Annotated in this window: 20 protein-coding genes; 9 read left to right on the forward strand and 11 right to left on the reverse strand. The window is 53.7% G+C overall.

Annotation, left to right across the window (positions count from 1 at the left end; translation table 11 throughout):
• Positions 1-14: 14 nt before the first annotated feature.
• Positions 15-2657: a CARDB domain-containing protein gene (locus tag CDI07_RS09460; RefSeq protein ID WP_088181388.1), complete on the reverse strand. Its 2643-nt coding sequence runs from the start codon at positions 2655-2657 to the stop codon at positions 15-17.
• Between the two features lie 154 nt (positions 2658-2811).
• Here CDI07_RS09460 and CDI07_RS09465 point away from each other — a divergent pair, with 154 nt between their 5' ends.
• Complete coding sequence (locus CDI07_RS09465) at positions 2812-4770, forward strand: alpha-amylase/4-alpha-glucanotransferase domain-containing protein (protein WP_088181389.1); 1959 nt, start codon at positions 2812-2814, stop codon at positions 4768-4770.
• Positions 4771-4795: 25 nt separating this feature from the next.
• Here the strand turns inward: CDI07_RS09465 and CDI07_RS09470 are convergent, their stop codons facing one another.
• The 4 genes from CDI07_RS09470 to CDI07_RS09485 form a co-directional block, all read right to left on the reverse strand.
• The gene (locus CDI07_RS09470; protein ID WP_088181579.1) at positions 4796-5713 is read right to left on the reverse strand and encodes a TIGR00269 family protein; all 918 of its coding nucleotides are present in this window, start codon (positions 5711-5713) and stop codon (positions 4796-4798) included.
• A gap of 67 nt (positions 5714-5780) precedes the next feature.
• Positions 5781-6392 (reverse strand): DUF257 family protein, encoded by a 612-nt coding sequence (locus CDI07_RS09475; RefSeq protein WP_088181390.1) that lies wholly within the window; start codon positions 6390-6392, stop codon positions 5781-5783.
• The gene (locus CDI07_RS09480) at positions 6379-6987 is read right to left on the reverse strand and encodes a DUF257 family protein (protein WP_088181391.1); all 609 of its coding nucleotides are present in this window, start codon (positions 6985-6987) and stop codon (positions 6379-6381) included. The genes CDI07_RS09475 and CDI07_RS09480 overlap by 14 nt, the downstream gene beginning before the upstream one ends.
• A gap of 76 nt (positions 6988-7063) precedes the next feature.
• Entirely contained in the window at positions 7064-8518 is a 1455-nt protein-coding gene (locus tag CDI07_RS09485; protein WP_088181392.1) for an NAD(P)/FAD-dependent oxidoreductase, read from the reverse strand.
• A gap of 157 nt (positions 8519-8675) precedes the next feature.
• On the opposite strand from CDI07_RS09485, the gene CDI07_RS09490 reads away from it, so the two are divergent.
• From CDI07_RS09490 to hisS, 5 genes are all read left to right on the forward strand, one after another.
• A complete protein-coding gene (locus CDI07_RS09490) occupies positions 8676-9221 on the forward strand; it encodes an HPP family protein (RefSeq protein WP_394335162.1) in 546 nt (181 codons plus the stop codon).
• A gap of 30 nt (positions 9222-9251) precedes the next feature.
• Positions 9252-10394, forward strand: coding sequence for a cation:proton antiporter (locus CDI07_RS09495; protein WP_088181393.1), 1143 nt, complete (start codon positions 9252-9254; stop codon positions 10392-10394).
• 1 nt (position 10395) lies between these two features.
• Complete coding sequence (locus tag CDI07_RS09500) at positions 10396-11520, forward strand: cation:proton antiporter (RefSeq protein ID WP_088181394.1); 1125 nt, start codon at positions 10396-10398, stop codon at positions 11518-11520.
• Between the two features lie 51 nt (positions 11521-11571).
• Positions 11572-12186 carry a MarC family protein gene (locus CDI07_RS09505; protein WP_088181395.1) on the forward strand — a complete coding sequence of 205 codons (615 nt, stop codon included), beginning with the start codon at positions 11572-11574 and terminating at the stop codon, positions 12184-12186.
• A 66-nt stretch (positions 12187-12252) separates the two neighbouring features.
• Positions 12253-13566, forward strand: coding sequence for a histidine--tRNA ligase (hisS, locus tag CDI07_RS09510; RefSeq protein ID WP_088181396.1), 1314 nt, complete (start codon positions 12253-12255; stop codon positions 13564-13566).
• Positions 13567-13969: 403 nt separating this feature from the next.
• On the opposite strand, the gene CDI07_RS09515 is transcribed toward hisS, so the two are convergent.
• The 6 genes from CDI07_RS09515 to CDI07_RS09535 form a co-directional block, all read right to left on the reverse strand.
• A complete protein-coding gene (locus tag CDI07_RS09515; protein ID WP_088181397.1) occupies positions 13970-14500 on the reverse strand; it encodes a hypothetical protein in 531 nt (176 codons plus the stop codon).
• 3 nt (positions 14501-14503) lie between these two features.
• A complete protein-coding gene (locus tag CDI07_RS09520; protein ID WP_088181398.1) occupies positions 14504-17755 on the reverse strand; it encodes a hypothetical protein in 3252 nt (1083 codons plus the stop codon).
• Positions 17756-17903: 148 nt separating this feature from the next.
• Positions 17904-18026, reverse strand: a complete 123-nt coding sequence (locus CDI07_RS10225; protein WP_255373842.1) for a hypothetical protein — start codon at positions 18024-18026, stop codon at positions 17904-17906.
• Positions 18027-18066: 40 nt separating this feature from the next.
• Positions 18067-18825 (reverse strand): phospholipase D-like domain-containing protein, encoded by a 759-nt coding sequence (locus CDI07_RS09525; RefSeq protein ID WP_226996576.1) that lies wholly within the window; start codon positions 18823-18825, stop codon positions 18067-18069.
• Positions 18826-18878: 53 nt separating this feature from the next.
• Positions 18879-20261, reverse strand: coding sequence for an acetyl ornithine aminotransferase family protein (locus CDI07_RS09530; RefSeq protein WP_088181400.1), 1383 nt, complete (start codon positions 20259-20261; stop codon positions 18879-18881).
• A gap of 42 nt (positions 20262-20303) precedes the next feature.
• A complete protein-coding gene (locus tag CDI07_RS09535; protein WP_088181401.1) occupies positions 20304-21854 on the reverse strand; it encodes a sodium:alanine symporter family protein in 1551 nt (516 codons plus the stop codon).
• Between the two features lie 252 nt (positions 21855-22106).
• On the opposite strand from CDI07_RS09535, the gene CDI07_RS09540 reads away from it, so the two are divergent.
• The 3 genes from CDI07_RS09540 (at position 22107) to CDI07_RS10230 (ending at position 23733) form a co-directional block, all read left to right on the forward strand.
• Positions 22107-22373, forward strand: a complete 267-nt coding sequence (locus CDI07_RS09540) for a hypothetical protein (RefSeq protein WP_088181402.1) — start codon at positions 22107-22109, stop codon at positions 22371-22373.
• A 358-nt stretch (positions 22374-22731) separates the two neighbouring features.
• The gene (locus tag CDI07_RS09545; RefSeq protein WP_088181403.1) at positions 22732-23007 is read left to right on the forward strand and encodes a winged helix-turn-helix domain-containing protein; all 276 of its coding nucleotides are present in this window, start codon (positions 22732-22734) and stop codon (positions 23005-23007) included.
• A 153-nt stretch (positions 23008-23160) separates the two neighbouring features.
• Positions 23161-23733, forward strand: a complete 573-nt coding sequence (locus CDI07_RS10230; RefSeq protein ID WP_088181404.1) for a TasA family protein — start codon at positions 23161-23163, stop codon at positions 23731-23733.
• Positions 23734-23751: the final 18 nt, after the last annotated feature.

Raw genomic sequence — 23751 nt, forward strand, 5'->3', positions numbered from 1 at the left:
GCAAAAGAGGATGGTCACTCAATCGTGACCACCGCAAACTCCGAGAAAGTGTCCGCGTCTCCCCACTCATCGCCCGGCGCGTTGTCCTTAACGGCCTCCTGGAGTGGCAGTACGTCGACGGCCGAGTCTCCGCTGCCCTGTCCGGTCACGTAGGCCACGATTCTCAGCTTCTCGGGCTCTCCGCCGATGGCCGTCCACGGAATCGCTATCTCTAGGGTCTGGAGTCCGTTCTCGGCGCCGCCGGTGTAGGCGTAGAACCCCACCCACTTGAGGTCCTCGTACTTCCAGGCGGTACCGTTCCAGAGTACGAGCTGGGCGCTGGTTATGTTGCTGGTTCCCTTGTCGCCGAAGAACTCCCCGTTCCAGAAGAAGTAGAGCTGGGCGTCAACTCCATCGGTAAAGCTAACCTTCCTGCCCCAGGCGTCGGTTCCGGTCGTGTATCCGCCGTCCTTGTAGTCCAGTGCTATGCCGTAGGCGACCCTCCATGATGCCTTGTTCTCGGTGGTGAGGGCTATGTAGAGGAACTGGTTGTCGTAGTCGACGTAGAGTGCCTTGAGGTTGGCACCGTCTTGCCCGAAGCCGGTGTCGTCAACTGCAACCGGCTCCACGCTCCAGTCGTCGAGGTTTCCGTCTATGTTCTTGGTGAGGTTCTTGGCGAGCTCCTCCATGTATTTCTCGTGCTCGTATTCTCCTTCCTGGGCCTTTCTGAGCATCTCTTCCATCTCTCCGATGATCCTCTTAAGTCCGGTGTAGGCGCGGTATATCTTCATTGCCCCCATGAACGCGTAGTTCGGCTGGGTGATCATGTCCTTACCCTCGTTGTAGAGCTTCACCAGGTCCAGAACCTCGTTCTGTATCTCGTCGAGCCTCTCCTTCGCGTCCTCTGGAAGCGGCATGTTCCTGAGCTGCTGGTCGAGCTCGTTGTACCTTGGATAGTCCTTCTCGAAATGTCTGGTTCCGTAGAACATGTTGTGCATGACGAAGGTGTTCTGGAGCTTGGGCAGCCGTCCGACATCGAGGGTAACCGTGTCGACGTTGTTGTCCTCGTTGAACTCCTCGATGGTGTTATCGGGGTCCACGACCGCTTTGAAAACGTGGGTTCCCCACATTCCCGGGTACTCGTAGACGTACCAGAAGCTGGCATTGCCCCCAGCCGAGAGGTTCACAATCCACGATGTCAGCAGCTTATCGTTGTCGTAGAGGGCAACCGTCACGTTCTTTGCCTCAACGGTTCCCAAGTTCCGGACATCGATGGTCAGGTTGGCAGGCTTCCTTGGTTCAACATCAAGCACGTTGGAGGTCAGCTTGACGGTGAGCTCTGGTTTTGGAATCGGTATCTCGATCACGGCGAAGTTTGAGAGCTGATCCTGATCAACCCAGTCGTTTCCATCAACCGCGGGATCGTCCGGAACTGTATCCACCGCGGAGCTCCCGTCCCCTCCGGCAACCCAGGCCATTATGGCCAGCTTGGGCGTGTTTCCGCCGAGGGCGCTCCATGGGATTCTGATCTCCAGGGTCTGCAGACCGTTGTCCCCTCCGGTGTAGGCGTAGTTGAAGCTGGCAAAGTTGTAGTCCCAGTTCTCCCAGTAGTTTCCTCCCATGTCCCCCTTGTACCTGTTGAAGTTTGCGGAGGTTATGCTCTTGCCCCCTCCGCTCCACCAGAAGTAGAGCTCGTAGTCAACCGCGTACTCCTTGCTGAAGCCGATCTTCCTTCCCCAGGAATCCAGGTCTCCGGTGTATCCGTTCCCCGTTCCTGGATCGACGTCTATTCCTATTCCATAAGCGACATCCCAGCTCGCGGTGTTGTTCGTGGTGAGGGCTAGGTATAGGTACTGGTCGTCGTAGGATACGTAGAGCTTACCAACGTCCGCGCCATCCGGGCCGTCCAGGCTGCTCACGCCGACAACTTCGTAGTTCTCCCAGTCATCGAGGTTTCCGTCTATGGTCTTGGGGGCTATTGCCACTTCGGTGAGCTCCGTGAAGTAGTCGGTGTCGCCCCACTCGTCACCCCCGTACCAGTTGGCGTAGGGGGCATCGAGGCTCTCCATCGTGCTGTCCCAGGGCAGGGCACTGACTGCTGAAGAGTCACCGCCGCCCGCTATCCACGCGACTATCGCTATCTTGTCCCTCTTTCCGCCCAGCGCACTCCACGGTATCTTTATCTCCATGAGCTGGAGTCCGCTGCTGGAGTCACCGGTGTAGACGAAATCGCCTCCGACGTCTTTAACTCCCTTGTAGTCCCAGCCACCGCCGGTCCAGGCTATGAAGTTGTCCGCGGTTATATTTCCATCGCCGCCTGACCACCAGAAGTATAACTCGTAGTCGGCGGCGTATCCGCCTCCGAAGCTTATCCTCCTTCCCCATGCATCGCTGGTGCCGGTGTATCCGTTTCCTGTTCCGGGGTCGACGTCTATCCCTATTCCGTAAGCCACATCCCAGCTCGCGGAGTTTCTGGTTGTTATGGCGATGTAGAGGTACTCGTCATCCCAGGCGATGTAGAGGTCTCTGAGATTGGCGCCTGCAAGGCCGTTGTTCTTTGCCGTTGCGACGTGATCCAGGGTGCCCCACTCCGCAATACTTCCGTCGAGGATTTTCTCCCCGTACATGGCGCTTGCGAGCTTTCCAAAGGGCACTAGACTAAGTAGAAGAACGGTCATCAATATAAAGGCTGCCGTTTTTTTCACATCAAACACCTCCGGTGATGTTCAATCCCCAAGGGTGTACTGTAATCACCGGTAGTGAATATTTGGAGAAAAAGGTTTATATGCTTTTCTTTCCATATCACTGCTAGTGATAACAGGGGTGGTTGCCATGGTGAACTTCATATTCGGGATCCATAACCATCAGCCTCTCGGTAACTTCGGCTGGGTCTTGGAGAGCGCCTACGAGCGCTCCTACCGGCCGTTCATGGAGATACTTGAAGAATACCCGAACATGAAGGTCGCGGTTCACATAAGCGGTCCCCTCCTTGAGTGGCTGGATGAGAGCCGACCGGAGTACATTGATCTTCTCCGCTCCCTCGTGAGGAAGGGACAGCTTGAGATAGTCGTCGCCGGCTTTTATGAACCTGTTCTGGCGGCGATTCCGAAGGAAGACAGGATAGAGCAGATTAAGCTTCTCAAGGACTTCGCCAAGAAGCTCGGCTACGATTCAAAGGGCGTCTGGCTGACCGAGCGCGTGTGGCAGCCGGAGCTCGTAAAGAGCCTCCGCCAGGCGGGCATAGAGTACGTGATCGTTGACGATTACCACTTCATGAGCGCCGGGCTGAGCAAGGAAGAGCTCTTCTGGCCATACTACACGGAGGACGGCGGGGAGGTTATAGCGGTTTTCCCGATAGACGAGAAGCTGCGCTACCTCATTCCCTTCCGTCCCGTCGAGAAAACGATAGAGTACCTTCACTCCCTGGAGGACGGCGATGAGAGCAAGGTTGCAGTTTTCCATGACGACGGCGAGAAGTTCGGCGTCTGGCCGGGCACCTACGAGTGGGTCTATGAGAAGGGCTGGCTCAGGGAGTTCTTCGACCGGATTTCAAGCGATGAGGGGATAAACCTCACCCTTTACTCCGAGTACCTCTCAAGGTTCAAGCCACGGGGTATAGTCTACCTTCCGATAGCTTCCTACTTCGAGATGAGCGAGTGGTCCCTTCCGGCGGCGCAGGCAAAGCTCTTCGTCGAGTTCGTCGAAAAGCTCAAGGAGCAGGGCCAGTTTGAGAGGTACCGCGTCTTCGTCAGGGGAGGCATCTGGAAGAACTTTTTCCTCAAGTACCCGGAGAGCAACTACATGCACAAGCGCATGCTCATGGTGAGCAAGCTGGTGCGGGAAAATCCGGAGGCCAGACGCTTCCTCTTCAGGGCCCAGTGCAACGACGCCTACTGGCACGGTGTCTTCGGCGGCGTCTACCTCCCCCACCTCAGGAGGGCCGTCTGGGAGAATCTCATAAAGGCGAACAGCCACGTGAAGATTGGAACCTTCGTTAGGGACATAGACTTCGACGGACGGGAGGAGGTCTTTCTGGAGAACGAAAGTTTCTACGCAGTGTTTAAACCCGCCTACGGTGGAGCGCTCTTCGAGCTCAGCTCGAAGAAGAGAGCCCTCAACTACAATGACGTTCTCGCGAGGCGCTGGGAGCACTACCACGAGGTTCCCGAGGCGGCCACCCCAGAGGAGGGTGGTGACGAGGGCGTTGCTAGCATACACGAGCTGGGCAAGAGAATCCCCGACGAGATAAAGCGTGAAATGGCCTACGATGATCACCTGAGGGCAATCCTCCAGGACCACTTCCTACATCCCAAGACTACCCTCGATGAGTACCGCCTTGCGAGGTACCTCGAGATGGGCGACTTCGTGAAGGGGGCCTATGACTACAGCACCTTCGATGGGGGCATCACCCTCTGGCGCGATGGTAGCGTTTCCGGAAGGCCTGCTCGGGTTGAAAAGTCCTTCAGGTTGGGTGAGGATGGCTTCGTGGTGGACTATACGGTAAAGAGTGAGGTCAAGGCACTGTTCGGCGTTGAGCTTAACTTGGCCGTCCACAGCGTCATGGAGAAGCCAGGGGAGTTCGAGGCGGAAAGCTTTGAGGTGAACGACCCCTATGGCATCGGAAAGGTGGAAATAGAGCTTGACAGGAAGGCAAAGGTCTGGAAGTACCCGATAAAGACCCTCAGCCAGAGTGAAGCGGGATGGGACTTCATCCAGCAGGGCGTCAGCTACACCCTGCTGTTCCCGATGGAGGGGGAGCTGAGGTTTAGGATTAGGTTCAGGGAGCTTTGATTCTCCCTTTGGACATCAGGTTTGTTTATTCTTTCCCCACCCTGAAATCTATCGGTTCCTCCCTGCGCCAGAACCGGCAGAACGAGCACACCTCACCGCTCGATGGCATTCCGCATATCCTGCACTCCCTCAGCTCCGTTTCCTGGAGCTCTGCCTCGAAGAGCTTCTTTTTTCTCAGGTAACCCTTGACGAAGTTGATTTTGGTACCCGGTCTCTTTTCCTCCATCTCGTTGAGTATGCCCTTGTACTCGATGGTCGGTGCTCCAACGGCGTGGGGACATTCCTCGATGTGGTACTCTATGCCGTTCGCCAGGGCGTAGGCGACTACCTCCCTCTCGGTCAGCTCGTAGAGCGGCTTTATCTTCTTCACGAGCTTCCCGTTGAACTGCGCCGGAGTTATCGGACCCTGCTTGGCGAGGTACTGCGTATTCCAGTTCATTAGGTTGGCGAAGATGAAGCTCGCCTCGTCGTCGAGGTTGTGGCCGGTAGCTACCGCGTCGAAGCCGTTGTCGTAGGCGAACTTGTTGAAGATGTAGCGCTTGGTCAGCCCGCAGTAGGAGCAGGTCGGTCTCCTCGTCCTCACCTCGCCGATGCCCTTTCCGAGGAGTTCCCTGACGCGAACGATGTGGAGGGGAACGCCGAGCTTCTCGCACTGCCTTTTGGCGTACTCCTCGCTCTTCTCGGAGTACTCGCCTATCCCCAGGTTTATGTGGAGGCACTCGATGTCGTAGCCGAGCTTCTTGAGGACGTGGGCGGTAACGGCCGAGTCCTTTCCCCCGCTCACAACGACCAGAATCCTCTCGCCGGGCTTTATGAGCTTGTAGCGCTCTATTGTCCGCTTTACCTTCCTCTCGAAGTACTCGGTGAAGTGCTCCGGGCAGAGGTACATCCTTGGATAGTGGAGCTTGATGAAGGCCGGCCTCTCGCAGAACTTGCATCTCATCGGCATCTTGGTCACCGAGTTAAAACGGGGGAGTTCGTTATATTAATTTAACCTTGGCAGATTTCATCTACACGGGTTCCAGGCTTGCCCCCTCATCCTCCTCGGGTGATTTAACTATCACCGTCTTTCCGTCGTCATCGGTCCTTATTACGCGTATGAAGGCCTCCTCCAGGAGCGCCACGTACCTTCTGTCCGCGAGGTCGGTGTTCACGAAGTAGAAGGTTTTCCTCGTGGGGTTGCCTATGAAAGCCACTCCCAGGTTGGCGAGGCTTATGATGAAGCGCGGATTGTTGTTCTGGAGAGGGATGAGCCTCTCGGGGTTCATAACCACGCTGACGGTTCCGGGGTTCTTTGAGTAGTATCCGTTGGTCCAGTTGGAGAAGCGACTCAGGAAAATGCCCGGGTCCTTGTGGGGGTCAACCTCGAAGAGCACCTCCCCCCATTCGGACATTCCTCCGGCTTTTATCCTCTTTATGTACTGGGGGACGGTGAATCCGGCCAGCCTGAGCCACCTGACGACGGGCATGCTCGAGTCTAGGATGTCTATCAGAAGCACCCTCTCCCAGCCGTACGAGTTTCCTATCGCGTAGAACAACCTGGGATATGGGGACAGCGAAGTATGCTCTATGAGGACGGTTTCGCCAGGCCCGATCTTGCCCAGATACTCAGAGAACCGCATATCCCACCCCTCCGGGGGATTTCAGGAGTTTGGCATCCTTTCCCACTACCTGGATTACGTAGTCGGAATCCTGTTCAAGCCCTTTTTTCAGGTATTCGGACGCTATGTCGACGTTCAGGAAAAGAAAGCTTATCCTTTCCTCGACCGGGAGGTATAGCCTTGTTATCTTTTCGAAATACCTCTCAAGCTTCGGCGGGTCCGACATGAACGTGAAGGAGAACCTCTCCATCCCCAGGACGATGGTGTGGTTCCGGCTCTCCAGGGGGACCTCCCTGGCGAACTTGGCGTAGATGGCCAGGTGGTGGTCGAAGTCCTCTACAACGTCCACGTTCCCCACGACGTTTCCAACGTTGACCGTTCCTCTCTCCTTTATCACGGGGACGTTCTCTATGGGGAGCTCAACGCCCTGAAACCGCAGGTTCTGGATAAAGACGTGGAGGGCATCGCCTATGTCGACTATCAGGGGAGTTATTCCCTGATTCATCCATTCCGTGAATATCTCCGCCATGGCCCTCTCGGGATGATCCGTCGAGGAGTACTCAACGAGCACTATGCCCTCCTTTATCCTTGGAAGCTGTCTCAATAGGCTCGTCATGGTATCATCTCACGTCTAACCTATTGCACTTCGACTAAATATACTTTTGCCAAGAAAATGGAAACGTTTGATGTTTTTATGGTTTGAGCCCCTCGATCTTTGCCTTCCAGTTGTCAGGCTTTCTAAAGTCCTTCTCGGTGTAGAGGCCCTCCTTCTTGAGTATCCCCCTCGCCGCGAGAAGGCCGGTAGCTGCGGCGTTCACGATGTCCCTGCTCAGGCCAGCGCCGTCTCCTGCCGCGAAGATGTTCTCAATGCTCGTCTCGAGATCCTCGTTCACCTCGACCTTCATGGCGTAGTACTTGATCTCGGGTGCGTAGAGCAGCGTATGGTCGCTCGCGACACCGGGCAGAACCCTGTCGAGCTTTTCAAGGCCCTCCAGAATGTTGGTAACGACGCGGTGGGGCAGGGCCATCGCGATGTCCCCGGGAGTAACGTGCTTCAGCGTCGGCTCGACGTCGCTCCTCCTTATCCTCTGCCAGGTGCTCCTCCTCCCGCGCCTCAGGTCGCCGAGCCTCTGGAGTATGGGCTTTCCGCCACCTATCGTCGTCGCCAGCTGGGCTATGCTCCTGCCGTAGGCGGTGGTATCCTCAACCGGCTCGGTCAACTCTATCCTCGTGAGAAATGCGAAGTTCGTGTTGTTGCTCTTCTTCTCGTGCATCGAGTGCCCGTTCACGCCAACGTAGCCGTCGTAGCGCTCCTCAACGACGAAGCCGTTGGGGTTTGTACAGAAGGTTCTCACGAAGTCGTCGTAGGTGTTCGTGTATATGTGGAACTTGGGGTCGTGGTTTATGCTCGTTATCGGCTCCATGATTATCGCCGGCACCTCAACGCGGACGCCAACGTCGATAGGCCCGTGCCTGGCCTTGAGGCCTATCCTCTGGGCGACCTCGTGGAACCAGTCGGCCCCGCCGCGGCCGGGTGAAACTATCGTGTACCTGGTTTTTATCTCGAAAACGTCCTTTCCGCGCTTTACCCTCACCCAGCCCTTTCCGAACTCCAGGGCCTTGGTCCAGAGGAGGAACTCCACGCCCCGGCTTTCGAGGTGCTTTTTTATGTCCGCTATGACTTCGGGCGTCCTGTCGGAGCCGATGTGGCGCTGGATTATGGGTATGAACTTAACGCCTGCCTGGGCCGCTTTCTGCTCCCAGTACCTGACTTCCTCCGGATTGCCCTTGAAGAGGTTTCTCGGCGCTTTGTGGTTCAGGAATATCCGGTCCACTTCCCACACGAGCTGCCACGCGTAGTTCTCGTCGCCGGTAAGCTCGCTCAGGTCGCCGCCTATGTCCGGACGGAGGTTTATCGTGCCGTCGCTGAGACCGCCGGCACCCCCCACGCCGCTCATGATGTGGCAGGGTTGGCAGCCGATGCAGTACCCCAGATCGTACATCGGACAGATTCTCTGCTCGATGTCTCCGCCCTCGTCAACTATCAGAACCTTAAAATCGCTCCTTTCGACCAGCTCGTAGGCCGCAAAAAGACCCGCCGGGCCGGCACCGATTATGACGACGTCGTAGGTTTTTCCAGAAACCATATTTCCCTTGCCGATGTTTATGGGCAACGCCTTAAAAACTTTTTGGCAAGTTTTTGGTTAATATGGCCTATTTATGCTCATCTGTTTAACACGAATTTGATTATAATTTTCCCGAAACCTTTAAACAGAATTGGGTAATAAAATCCTTAGTGGGAGCATGATGAGCGATAAATCGAAGAGCGCGAAGGCCAAAAAGATAAAGATAATTCACAGCAAGCGCAGAATGCTCCAGATCAAGCGGAAGGAGGAGATGAGTCACAACATCCGCTACATCTCGAAGGTTCCGGTCAAGATAGTAATGGACAGGGAGTTCCTCACCCTGCACCCCGAGGACTCGATATCGAAGCTGGTGCAGAACCTCAGGGATGAGGAGAGCTCCGCCGTCGTCGTTGACGAGGAAGGCCGGCTCATGGGATTCATCACGATGAAGGACCTTCTCCACTTCTTCGAGCCGCCTAGGAGGTACTCGATCGTCGGGATAGGCCTTCTCAAGAAGTACTCGATAAGCCACGCCTCGCGCGTTGGGGACATAATGGTCCGCAAGCCCATAACCATTCACGTTGAGGACGACCTCGGACGGGCGATAAAGATAATGATCGAGACTGGAAAGCACCACCTCCCCGTTATTGACGAGAACGGCCACGTTCACGGCGTTCTTGAGGTCAAGGACATAATCCGCCTCATCCGCATAGTCTCGGCTTGAGCTGCTCTAAACTAACGCGGGATGATAATCATGGACGTCTTCCTGGAGCTGGCGCTGATACTCATAGTCGCGAAGCTGTTCGGTTACCTCACCCTGCGGCTGGGCTTTCCGGCCGCCCTCGGCCAGCTCATCGGCGGCATCATCATAGGCCCTTCTCTGCTGGGCGTGGTGACGTACGATGAGGGAGTGAAGCTCGTTGCCGAGCTCGGGGTCGTCATGCTGCTCTTTCTTGCTGGCCTGGAGACCGACATCGACGAGTTCAAGAACGTTGGCGTCTCCGCTTTCATAGTGGCCGTCCTCGGTGTCATGATACCCTTCATTCTCGGCTACGTTGGCGCTTTGGCCTGGGGCTATTCGGACATTCAGGCACTCTTCCTCGGTGGAATCCTCACCGCCACGAGCGTCGGCCTCACCACGAGCATACTCATGGAGATGAAGAAGCTGAGGAGCCGCGTGGGAACGACGATCCTCGCCGCGGCGGTCGTTGATGACGTTCTCGGCATCATAATCCTAACTGTCCTCGTCGCCATGAACACCAAGGGGAGCGTCTATCCGATCGACGTCCTCATAATCCTCGGTGAGGTCACGCTGTTCTTCCTCCTCGGACTCCTCCTCGGCAGCCCCGCCGTAAAGGAAGCCCTCCGCGCGTCGGAGAGGATAAACCTGCCCGAGACCATAACGGCCTTCGCGATAGCCATAATGCTCATCTTCGCCTACATCGCCGAGCAGTTCCAGCTGGCGGGCATAACCGGCGCCTACCTGGCGGGCCTCCTCATAGCCGGAAGCGCCGAGGCCAGGGAGGTTACGGGCAAGACCCTGACCATCGGTTACTCCCTTTTCATCCCCGTTTTCCTCGTCAGCATAGGAGTTGAGACCGACATCCACGTTCTGGCCCACATCGGGGCGTTCGCCGGGCTCTATGCGTTTCTGGCGATAGTCGGAAAGATAGTCGGCTGTGGCATCGGCGGGCTGCTGACCAAGTTCAAGGGCAGGGAGGCCATCCAGATCGGTGTGGGAATGGTTCCGAGGATGGAGGTCGCGCTCATCATGGCCAACATCGCCCTCCGCGAGGGCGTCTTCGACAGGGGGACGTTTTCCATACCCGTAAGCATGGTGATAATAACAACGCTTGTGACGCCCTTCTTCCTCAAATGGGCGTTTTCGAGGGAGTGATATGGAGATACTGCTCCTGATGGCCCTGATGCTTGCAACGGCGAAACTGGTCGGGTACATATTCGAGCGCATCGGTCAGCCCGTGGTTCTCGGCCAGATATTCGGGGGGCTCCTCATAGGCATATTCTTCGACACCAACCCTATCATCGGGCAGTTCGCTAACCTCGGCGTTCTGCTGCTCCTCTTCATAGCTGGCCTCGAGAGCGAACTGGAGGAGTTCAAGCGTGTTGGTCGTCAGAGCATGGTTGTGGCGGGCATCGGGGTTCTGATGGCGTTCATCTTCGGGTTCTCCGTCGCCTACTTCTTCGTCCCCCTCCACGAGGCCGTCCTCTACGGCGCCATGATGACCCCGACGAGCGTCAGCATAACGGTAAAGGTGCTCATGGAACTGAGGAGGCTGAACACCCGGGAGGGGACGACGATTCTTGCCGCCGCTGTGGTTGACGACGTTCTTGGAATCCTCATCCTCACCGTGGCCATCTCGATGATAAAGGGCGGGGAGGTCAACTACGCGAGCCTCGCGGAGGTTCTTATTTCCGTTTCCTTCCTTCTCTTCTTCTTCCTGTACTTTGGGCCGGGCCTTGCGGACAGGGCGTTCAAGCTGATCTCCCGCATTGACCTCCCGGAGGCGGAGACGGCATTCGCCCTAGTCTTTCTGATAGCCTTCGCCTACCTCGCCGAACACCTGAACCTCGCCTCAATCCTTGGAGCCTACCTGACCGGTCTCGCCCTCGGCCAGAGCACCAAAAAGAAGGGCATAATGGATCACATGAACGTCATCGGCTACTCGCTCTTCATACCGCTCTTCTTCGTTGAGGTGGGGATGAGGATTGAGCTGGGCTACATACTTCACGCAGGCCTCTTCGCGGTCCTGTACACCGTGGCAGCGATAACGAGCAAAATCCTCGGATGCGGCGCCGGCGCCAGGATGGCCGGCTTCGACTGGAACTCATCCCTCAAGATTGGCGTTGGAATGGTACCCCGCCTGGGTGTGGAGCTCGCCATGCTCGCCGTCGCGATGGCCAGCGGGATAATAGGGCCGGATGCGCTCACCGTGGCAATCCTCATGGTCTTCGTGACGACTGTAATAACGCCGCCGCTCCTTAAGTGGCTCTACTCCAGATGAGATGCACACTTTAGGGCATAGCTTTATAAAACCCTCACCGCAGTGGCGAACATGAGCGAGGCACTCTCGATACTCAGTTCGGCGCTGTTCATGCTCATCATGATAGACCCGAGCGACAAGATACTCCTGGTCAGCCTCCTCCGCGAGGACTTTCACATAGAGGACATAAGGACCCTCATCGTGAGGGCAAACCTCATAGGCTTTCTCCTGCTCTTCCTGTTCGCCGTCTCGGGCCAGATAATCCTTCAGGAGGTATTCCACATAGACATCAACGCCCTTCGCGTTGCCGGTGGCTTCGTGCTCTTCAAGATAGGTCTCGAAGCCCTCGAGAGCGGAGGCATGATGACCCTCAAAAAGGAGAAGAACATACTCGCGCTGGCCGCGGTCCCGGTGGCGACGCCGCTGATAGCAGGTCCTGCCGCAATAACGACCGCGATAACCCTAACGGCCGAGAAGGGCCTCTACCACGCCACAGCCGCGATATTCATCGCCATACTGCTGACGGCCCTCGTAATGTTCGTCACGCTGTACGTCATCAAGAACGTGAGCAAGACCACCCTCGGCGTGTTCATCCGGATAATAGGTATGTTCACGATGGCGATCGGTGCCCAGATGATGGTGCAGGGTGTCGTCGGGATATACTTGCTCATGACATCCGCTGGATAAATGTCAAAGTTTCATGGGCTAACCTTTTAACCCCTTCCGCTTTTCCCAGGGAAAGGAGGGTTGAGAATGAAGGTCAGACTTGAGAAGGTTAAGGGAACGCGAGACTTGCTCCCGGAGGAGATGGCCAAGAGGAGATGGGTTTTCGAGAGAATCCGCGAGGTTTTCGAGCGCTATAACTTTCATGAGGTTCTCACCCCGACATTTGAGTACACAACGCTCTTCCAGCTGAGGAGCGGTGAGGAGGTCGTCGAGCAGCTTTACGCCTTCGACGACAAGGGCGGCAGGAACATCTCGCTTCGCCCGGACATGACGTCGAGTGTGGCCCGTCTTTACGTCAACTCCTTCCAGAACGCCCCCAAGCCAATAAAGTGGTACTACATGGCCAACATGTTCAGGTATGAGGAACCGCAGAGCGGCCGCTATAGGGAGTTCTGGCAGGCTGGGGTGGAGCTCCTCGGAAGCGATAAGGTGGAGGCCGACGCAGAGGTCATAGCCCTGTTCGTGGAAAGCTACCTTGCAACCGGCCTTGAGGACTTCACCGTCAACATAGGCGACCGCGTTCTGCTCGACGAGTTCGCCAAAATGCTCGGCGTCGAGGACGACGTCGGCCTCATGAGGCTCATAGACAAGAAGGACAAGATGAGCCGTGAGGACTTCATCGCCGCTCTGAGCGATTTTGGGCTCGACGAGGATGGAATCGAGAAGGTTCTCTCGCTGATAGAGGTCAAGGGAAAGCCGGACGAGGTCCTTCCAAAGGCTGAGGAGCTTTTCACGAGCGATGAGGCAAAGGCGGAAATCAAAAGGCTCTACGGGCTGATTGACCTCCTCGACGCCTACGGCGTTAAGGAGAAAATCCTCGTAGACCTCGGCATAGCGAGGGGCTTCGATTACTACACGAGCATAGTCTTCGAGGCCATAGCGCCCAACGACCTCGGTATAGGTTCGATAGGCGGCGGTGGGAGGTACGACAACCTCATAGAGGTCTTTGGTGGAAAACCAACTCCGGCGACCGGCTTTGCCATCGGGATCGAGAGGCTGATTCCAATCCTTGAGTGGAAGGGCCTCATTCCGGAGCCGAAGCTGAGACCGGACGTTTATGTGATTCCAATTGGAAAGGAGCCGGAGCTCAAAAGGGCCGCCATAGATATAACTTCCTCCCTAAGGGGGGCCGGAATCACGGCCGATTACGAGCTGACCGGAAGGAAGCTGAGGAAGGCCCTCGACTACGCAGGAAAACTCGGCGTTCCGTACGTTGTTCTCGTTGGAAAGAGAGACCTCGCGGAGGGCAAAGTAACGATAAGGGACATGGAGAGCGGCGAGCAGAGGGCAGTGGAAAAGGAGAGGGTTGTTGAGACCATCGAGAAGATGCTGAGAAGCTGAAAGTTCATCCTGTGCTCCCTTTGCTCGGTATTTTTATCCTTGCTGCTTCATTTCCGTGGTCTTTTTCTCTTAGTGGAGTTAGGTATTCGATCTCAATTGAGGTATCAATGATGTCTTGGGGTAACTCTATTTTCAACGTACCCATAATATTTGGTCGTGATAACTCCACCCCTACTTTGGTGTCAATGCTTCGATTGTTGGAGCAAAATTTGTCGCTCTATAACCTTAAGGCTAATCATGCGGTTCTTGGGCAAGTGATAGGTTCTTATTGAGTTGTAGCATGCTTCACGCTGGCATACGTTAATCAACCTCTCATCTTCACCCCCCTTGTTCCAGTGTTCTTCTCTGCTTCATTAGGTTCTCTGTCATAATTGTCGGGGAAGCTTGTAGGTATATTTCCTTCTCATGACTCTTCTTTATTCCTTATGTTCTGTAAGATTTTAATCTCATTCTGCAACCATAATGTAATTATTCCGTACACTACGGCAATTGGGGTCCTGTAGAGTATTACGAATAAGATGGTTGGGAGATAAAGGATTAGTAGACATAGTGCCCTTAAGCTCTTACATGCATTCTTAAGGTAATACCAGAGGAAGAACCAGATTAAAATACCAAAAGCCCCATATCCTGGATGTTTAAAGAGCAATGTCGCTGAAAAACCAAGAAATGGAATGGAAGCCAAAGCACCACTGTTTTCAATATCCCTTCTAGTTGTTCCAATAATATATCTCCTGATACTAATCAGAGCAGTCCCGAGCCATAGCATCAAGGAAGCGACAAGTGGCAAAAGTGCCCCTATTGAGTTCGAGCGTAGAGCAATGTATCCAGACACCATAAGAATCGCAAGACAAGCTATAGCCCGCCGTGAAGATACGACAGCAAGTGACGCTATGACGACCCACAAAAAGATAGAAACAGTAAGGGAAATGTCCATTTCTCATCCCCCCACCACAGCATTATTGTCGTTTTCTTGTGGGAATCCATTCACACCCCACTCAAATATCCACTGGATCTCAGAAGCGGCTTTTCCGAGCTTTGGAAGACTTGTTAATGCAAATGCAATCCAGCCCACAGGGTTACTGCCCTCAACAACAAGCTGTGCTGTGGATATTATTTCCCCTGTGGTTGAACCATAATCTATTGCCTTTTCTGTCCCACTTCTCGTGTCCTTGTAAATTATTTTTATTACATCTGAAACTGAGTAATTAAATTCACTGAACTCCGCTTTAATTAAGTATGAGTGACCAGCAAACTTGTCAATGTATGTCCTATAAATTGGCTTTCCAAAGTAATAATCCGCTAGCTCGTCATCTATGTTGATGGTTATCGTTAGATCCTCCTGCATGTTGGTTGGAGTTAGAGTCACAGTTCGCTTGTTAACAGTGACGCTGCTTGGCCCGTTTGGCCACACTTTCTTACCCCCAAAGTCAACCTCTTCCAAGTTCAATGTGACCGTATCGACACTCTTAAGCTCAAAATGAACAGTACAAGTGGTTGAACCGTCCAAGGGAATGACCGTAGGCTTGCATTCCATGCTTGCCTTAATCGGTCCGTCCTGCTTGACGTTGATTTTTGCACTTGCCAGTGTCTTGCCACCAACCTTCAAGTACAGAGTAGTGGCCTGATCGATATTGTTGAAGTCCGTCCACTCGCTCATTGTTTTACCTGCATATATCTTTAATGCTCTCTCTTGGATTACATAACCGCAACCACTGCACCCGTAATCCATGTCCTTCTTCGGCCACCATAATGCCCCAGAATCATCGACTAACTCAATGTTGAAGGGCCCTTGTGCACAGTTCGGATCCAGGTTAGTGACGGTTATGTGGACACTCACGCTGTCTCCAGCCTCAACCCCCTCAGGATAAACCTCTAAATGACCCTCTAGGGGAACACCGCTCAAACAGGCTGAAGTTGGAGGATCAGACACTGTTATCCCACCACTCCTCGACGCTTCCAGTTTTCCGCCCTCCCAGACTTCGATCCTCCACTCATGGTCTCCCGCCTGAGCAGTCCACGTTAAGCTCACCACTCTAGAACCCTCGGCACCGATTGTAAGGCTCTTGCTCGACTTTTCAACGCCGTCAATGAAAAGTTTTATCGTTAGGGCCCTGGACCTTGAGACAGGGTTTTTGAGACTCACGTCAAAACTCACGGTGTCCCCGTGCGTTGGATTCACCGGCGAAACGTCCACGCCAGTTATGCTCAAAGTCCCTGAAGTCACCGTAACGCTCTTCTCGGCGCTCTTTGAGTGCCCGTTCCAGTAGATTGAGGCGTGAACAACGTAAGTACCAGCATCAGTGTAAGTTACCGTCCTCTCTAAAATAACCTGCTCTCCATCCTGCTGAACATCAACTGTCCCGGAGTACGTCCTCGAATTCGTTGGAGAAAACGGGATAGTCACCGAGTATTTGACATCATCGAGTTTGACACTCTGCCTGTTCTCAACGATAACCCTGTAGGTCACGCTCTCGCCTTTTGTAATACTGTCCCGCGAAGCTTCCACCCTGATGTTCACCTTGCTCCAGTCTACTGGGGAGGTTAAGTCGATGGTGGCGGAGTAATCCTTCGTGATAGTTCTTTCTTGGCAGCTCAGGGAGGCAGAAAAGGGCTCATTCTTAGACAGGGGCACGTCGTTACAGGATGGAGTGTAGGTTATCTCGACCCTTCCGCTGACCGTGAGTTCTCCACCTGAGGAGTGAGTATAAGTAAACTCCTTGCTGTTCCATGTGTGGCTCTCTCCTGAGTTGAGGAATGGGACCGTTCCAGAGTCGGAATCTCCAGTTGTGTAGTCCTTGACGCTAACCCTGATGTTGTTTACTGCGTTGTTCTCCGCCTTAAATGAGACTTTGACGTGATACTTAACTTCACCCGGCACGTTTTTGTCAACAACAACTGCTATATCGGTTATCATCAGAGTGCCGGGACTGCTCTGTGGATCGAGCGCCTCCTTGAGTACGTCCTGGTCTATTGGGACTCCGTCTACTGTTATCCCAGTGTCTTCGTCTGAAACAGTGGACGTCATGCCTGTTCCCAAAGTGGAACTTAGTGGCGGCTTTGGACGTGGATCGGGTATTCCTGGGTCACCGGGCTTGATGGGGATTGGGGTGATAGGCTTGGGGTTCTTTATGGGGGTTCTTGTGACTTTACTGGAAACTATCTCCACCTTTAGAGCCTCTTTAAGCTCAGCAATCTTCTGGTTAAGGATGGAATCTATCATGGTATTGTTATTTCCGCGATTCCTTGCTCTTATGAGTGCGTAGATGTTGTTGACCAGTTTATACGCCCTCAGCGCATTCGGCCAGTAATAGGTCTTCGTTTCTGTTATAACTTCTGTTGCTGTTGCTCTTCTAGTGGTTACCGTGAACAGCAGGCCACCATCTTCCACCCATACAATGGATCCAACACTCCCTTGGAATTTAGATGGTGAAGTGCCCCTCTCGTAGAACAGCAGATTAACATTTCCACCAACGCCGGTTAGGAGGTTGTACATTGACTGTCTCAGCGTTTTAGCTGCAGGCTCCATCCTCTGGTAATCGCTGTGTAAATACCTAAAGTACAACGTAGTCCATTCCCCACCGAGTGCTGGGTTTAGGAGGTAATTATCGTTTGCTTGTGGAGTCTTTTGGGCGTTTGTCCATTTCCATTTTCTCAGTGTCCAGGCTTCGTACTCATTGTATTTGAATGCCACGTTTATGAATGCCATCGAAAAGTCCTCAAGGAAAGCAGTCATGTTGAAATCTTCGTTAATCTCATCTGCATTCTGGACAATGTACTCTTTCAAAGCTTGAATCTGCTCGTCGGTCCAGCCCTGCTCTTTTAGGGCCTCAACAGTCTCATCAGGCAAACCGTTTTGACTAATGTTCTGAGCCATTTCCCTAAGTTCTTCGGCGGTATAATAAGTTTTGACTCCTGATGCTTTTAATTCTTCCAGAGCCTGCCAGATTAATGCCGAAATGTTGGCGGCGTTCTCAGCACCGAGGTGGGAGTTTTGAATTAACTCCTGAGCGAGGGAGGCATTTCCAGTAGAGTTGAATTGAACCACGAGTTCGGCTTCTCTGTTCAGTATCTGCCAGAAGGCTTCGTAAGGGTCACTAGTTGCCGCCGCCACGGGTTTGCTGTAGGATGGCACACTTACGCTCATCCCAACAATCAGGAATATTAGCCAGATTCCACCTAGGCGTTTCATCTGCAAACCACCAATAAAAGTAACATCTGCAAAGGGTATAAATACTTTTTCTATTCAAATTTTGTATACTATTAGAAGAGGTAATCAAAAAACGGAAAACCACTTCGATACAGGCGGGGCATCAAGAGAAAGAGAAACTCGGTTTTCGCTACCTCTTCACCTCTACCTTGAACTCCCTCGCCTTCTTTTTCATCCTCCACTCCTCGAAGCGGCGGACGAAGGGACAGCGGGAGCGCCACTTCAAGTAAGCTTTTCTCAGGGATTCGAGCATTTTTTGCACCCGTTGGGTTTCTGAATGGGACTTTAAATCCTTAGCGGATGCTTTTGAAGTATCCGATAAGTCTCTCAGCCAGCTCCTCCGAGGCAATCATCAGGCTGACCTCGTGGTTCCAGTATAGTGCACTCTCGCTCCAGTTGTGGCTCCCGAGGAAGATCAGCCTTCCGTCGATTACGATAACCTTCGCGTGGAGGGTCGTTTCGGGGGAGTCAAAGGAAACGTCGACGCCGTGAGAGCGCAGGTAGCTGTACGCTTCTTCGTTGCTCTCTATACCGTCTTCCAGCAGTACGTGGACGTCCACACCTCTGTTCTTTGCGGCAACGAGCGCCCGTATGAGATCATTCGCCCAATCAAAACTGTCGTCCGGGTCGTATTTCATGGAGAACATCATGACGTATATGCTGTCGCTTGCCTCTTCTATCGCCCTCAGGACTTCACTGTAGTACTCGCGATCCGTGAGAAGCTTGAACTCTGCCCCGTTTCTCGATTCGTTATCCAGCGCCAGCTGAAGCAGACAGGACGCGTACTTGGCTTTTATGTCGGCAAGTTCCGCCTCTCTCTCGCTTAGAGTCAGGTTCAAGTCGGATAGTCGTTCGGAGTATTCCGACAGGGTTTTGTTCAGCTCTTCGATGGTCGTCTTGTTTTCCACCGTTACCGTCTGCGTGTAAGTCTCGGTCACGGTCCTGGTTGTCGTCTCCGTTAGCGTGATGGTGTGGTTCTGGGTGTGGGTGACTGCCGTTTGGGTTCCACCGAGGCACCCCGCGGATAGAACCAGGAAAACAATGAGCAACACAATCCGCTTCATGGCCTCCACAAAAGCAAAAAGAGGAGGGGAATCTTAAAAATTTAATGCCACGTCACGACCCTGTGGGTGACCCTTCCGGCGATGGCGTCCTTCAAAGCCTGCTCCATTATCTCCAGACCCTTCTCGGCGAGTTCCTCGGTTATCACGAGGGGCGGCGTTATCCTGATCACATTTCCGAACATGCCGTAGCTGGGCAGGATGAGGCCGAGCTCGAAGGCGCGCCAGCACACCTTCCCGGTCAGCTCCGGGTCCGGCTTCCCGTCGGGTTTGACTATCTCCGCTCCTATCATCAAACCCTTTCCGCGGACGTCTCCGATTACCTCGTACTCCTCCTGCATCTCCCGCAGACGTTTCTGAATGAACTCCCCGACACGCAGGGCGTTTTGGAGAAGGTTCTCCTCCTCGATTATCCTCAGCGTCGCATATGCAGCGGCTGAGATCACTGGGTTCGCTGCGGGAGTTAGGAGCGCGGAGCCGCTCGTTAGGCCTTTCATCAGCTTTCCTCTCCCAATAACACCGCTCAGCCCCATGCCGCTGGCGACGCCCTTGCCGAACGTTAGGAGATCCGGCTCAACGCCGAACCATTCGCTGGCAAACCACTTCCCTGTCCGCCCCATTCCGGTCTGCACCTCATCCATCGCCAGGAGTATTCCATGCTCGTCGAGGAGCTTTTTGAGCTCGACGAAGAAGTTCTCCGGCGGAACGACTATCCCCCCGTCGCCCTGGATGGGCTCGGCTATGAGAACGGCGGTCTCGTCGGGGGGGAGCACGTGGGCGAAGATGTAGCCCTCGAGGTAGTCGAGGAAGCGGTTTATCAGTTCGTCGGGCTCGTCGTAGCCGTTTATCCCCCAAACGTTCCTGTACGGGTTCGGGTATGGTACCCAGACAACGTTAGGAACCAGGGGGGACAGACCGCGCTTCTGGGAGCTCTGGAAGGCCGCTATTGAAGTGGCGCCGTAGGTCTGACCGTGGTAGGCGCCGATGAACGCTATCATCCAAGGCCTTCTCGTGGCGAACCTCGCCACCTGCATGGTCAAGTCCATCGCATCGCTCCCGCTCATGCCGAAGAGTATCAGCGGCTCCTCCACGGGAGCTTTCTCCGCGAGTATCTCGGCGACCTCTATGGCCCTCTTGCTGTATGTGTAGCCTATCATCGAGTGCTGTATCTTCTCCACCTGCTCCTGGACCTCTTTCACGAGCTTAGGATGCGCGTAGCCGGTCGAGGCGGCCGCGGCGCCGGCGAGGAAGTCTATGAAGACGTTTCCGTCAACGTCCTCTATCAGCGCACCGTATCCCCTCTCCGGAACCACCGGGAAAAGCTTGACTCCAAGACCCGGCGAGATAACCCTCCCTTCTCTCTCGATCAGCTCCTTCGCTTTTGGTCCTGGGGGCTTAACCACGATTTTTGGATACTCAGAAGTCATTTTCATCGCCTCAAAGAGCTAAAAAGTTGAAAAAACGAAAGGTCACGGGTTGGCCGCGACGAACTCGTCCGTCTTCTTCTTGACGTACCAGGAGAGAACGAGCAGGCCTATCAGGTTCGGTATTGCCATGAGTCCGTTCATCATGTCCGAGAAGTTCCAGACGGTTTCCAGCTTGGTCACTGAACCCACGTAGATGAAGACGACGAAGAGCAGGTTGTAGATTAAGTGGAGCTTCGGATAGAGCTTAGCGAACTTCTCTGGGTCCTGTTCGAGCCACTTGGCGAGGTACATGACGTTCTGCCTGCCGTAGAAGGACCAGGCGAGTATCGTCGAGTATGCGAAGAGAACGATGCCTATGGCGACCATTATCTCGCCCGCGTGTCCGAAGGCAGCCGCGAAAGCCGCCTGGGTGAGCGGTGCACCGTTGAGCTCGGGGTTGAGGTAGGCTTCCGTGACGACTATTGAGACACCGGTGAGGGTACAGATGATCAGGGTGTCGATGAACGGACCGAGCATTGCGACGTGGGCCTGCCTTGAGGGGTGGTCCGTCTTAGCCGCAGCGTGGGCGAGCGTTGCCGTACCGAGACCGGCCTCGTTGGAGAACAGTCCTCTCTTGACACCCCAGAGGATGACCTGGCCGATCGCACCGCCGGCCACGGCCTTTCCGGTGAAGGCGTCGTTGATGATAAGGGCGATGGCACTCGGGAGCTTTCCTGCGAACTTGATCCAGACGCCTATGGCGAAGATGAAGTATATTATTGCCATGAATGGCACGAGCATCTCTGCGACTTCACCGATCCTCTTGATACCGCCTATGACGACTATGAAGGTCAGGACCGCCAGGACCAGTCCCGTGGCCCACATTGGAACGTTGAAGGCCGTCTTCATGGCGTCGGCTACCGAGTTGGACTGGGTCATGTTGCCTATTCCGAAGGCCGCTATGGACGCGAAGAGTGCGAACAGTATCGCCAGCACCTTTCCGAGCGTTGGATATGCGTCGTCTTTGAGCAGGAAGAGGCCCAGTATGGCGAAGAGTATCGCGACTATTATTGCCCCTATCTGTGTTGCCCCGGCTAGCTTGGTGGCGTCGTAGCCGACGAAGAGAGCAAACAGTAGGGTGAATATCGAGGCTATGTACTTGCCGGTCTTCGGAATGTTCTCCATGGCGAAGCCCTTTTCGAGGAAGTTGAAGGTTCCTCCTATCATTGTTCCGTCTGGAAGGGTGTCCCTGAAGGCAACTCCGAGGAGTCCCTCTGAGTATCTCGTGGCCATTCCCACGAGTGCTGTTATCCACATCCAGAACAGGGCTCCGGGGCCACCGAAGTGGATTGCCGTTGCGACACCGGCTATGTTTCCGATACCGACGGTTCCTGAGATAGTTGCCATTAACGCCTGGAACGGGGTGATGTCACCCTTGCCGGTCTTTTTCCTGCCCTCGAAGAGGGTGAACCTGATGGACCAGCCCAAGCGCCTGAACTGTATAACTTTCAGAAACGCTGTCAGGAGAATACCGGTGCCCAGCAGCAACACTATCATGGGTATGCCCCAGACTTCCCCATCGAGCCAGTTGATAAAGTCCACGATGGCGCTCATTTTCAACACCTCTCGGGCCAAATATGGGGGTTGATGGTATCCTACCACGTATACTGCACACAACGTTACTGGCCAGTACATCTATGTGCTTTATCCTTTTAAAGTTTGACTTTGAGGTTGATAAAAGAAAAGTGCTTCACTTTTGAAAAAACTTCGCGGGGCAAAGGCTTATGAGCTTGGGCACGTTACTGGTAGGGGATGATGAGTCTGGAGCCCCCTGAGTGGTGATGACGTTTCGCGGGGCTGACCAAGATGATACGAGAGCGCCTCTGCAGGGAATACCTGGAGGAAATCGAGCGCCTTGAACGCTCCATCAGGGAGCTGGAGGACGAGATAACGGAACTCCGCATGCAGCTCAACCTGAAGGTGGACGAGGCCAACCGTCTGGCGATAGAGAACGCGAGTCTAAGGCACAAGCTGGAGGTGCAGCGGCGCACCTACAACCGGATGGTCGAACTGCTGAAGAAGATTAAGTTCCCGATAATACTGCTGAACGATGAGGAAACCGACGGGGAGTGATGTCCCGTTACCCACTTGTGTTCTTGATTGACACCACTGTAAATCGTTGGAATAACTACAAAGTTTTGTCAGATTGGAAGTAACATTGTTCAGTAACATGGTTACGGCCTTGTTGTTTCTATAAGACTTCATAAACATACATCATTTTTCGGCAAACTTTGTTATATTTCTTTCAACGTTGATGTTTTCCTCGGCATGTAAGAACTTGAAAAAGGTTCGAATAGTTACAAGATACGCAAAGCTTAAATAACATGACAAATTAGTCTAGATAGCGTAACAATAACATGCCACAATCTGTTTTGTATAATCCACCTTGATTCAAATGTCTTCGATTGCAGCTGTGGGAGGTGTGTTTGGTATGCGGCGGTCGAAAGTTGAGATAATAGCCGATATCCTCCGCTCCACCAACGGCACCGGTGCCACTAAAACCCAGATCGTCTACAGGGCCAACCTGAACTTCAAGCTTGCGACGGGATACATCAGGTATCTTCTGAAGAAAGGCTACCTGGTGGAAACCGTCGAGAACAACAGGAGGGTCTACAAAGCCACCGACAAGGGGCAGGCCTTCCTCAGGGAATTCTTCACCATAGCCCGTGAGCTGGATGACATCTTCTGTATAGAAAACGCCATTTAGGCTCCAATCAGTTCTCAAATCACCTGAACTCTGTTCCGTAACATTGTTCCGTAACTTCACTCCGGAAAAGCGTTTCTTCTTGCTTAAATATTGGAAGGGTAATATTTACTAAGGGCCCTGGTATGAAGGGGGCCCTTCCGGAGGTGTTCGGAAATGAAGATGTTGGCAAGTTTGGTTTTGGTAGGGATTGTTCTGTTTGGCATTGGAGCAGGAACTTGGGCGTACTTCAGCGACACCGAGACCAGCAGCGGGAACTACATTGCTGCTGGAACCCTTGATTTGAAGTTTAGTTGGGATAAGAACACTTGGTTCGACAATGAGTCAGTACCTGGAGACATTGAAGTGAAAGATGTCTATCCAGGATGGAGCAAAACCGTGACGGGATACGCAAAGAACTTTGGATCAATCACAGGGGATCTTTACATGAAAGTTACCTATACCGAGGGTGGTGGAACAAATCCAGAGCCTGAAGGCACTCCAGATGAGGCAGTCTTAGATGACAACCTTAACATAACCATAACCGTAAACGGAACTTCAGTCACTAAAACGCTGAAAGAGTGGGCTGATGAGGGTTACTATAAACTTTACGATAACTTAGGTCCTGGAGATTGGTTAGAGGCTACTGTAACGGCGTATATCCCGGATGACGTTGGAAACGAAATACAGGGAGACTGGGTTAACATTACTGTTGAGTTTGTACTAATCCAGGATGGCTACTCTCCATGATTCCCATTTAGTTCTTTA

This window comes from Thermococcus sp. 5-4 (assembly GCF_002197185.1).
Lineage (GTDB): Archaea > Methanobacteriota_B > Thermococci > Thermococcales > Thermococcaceae > Thermococcus > Thermococcus radiotolerans.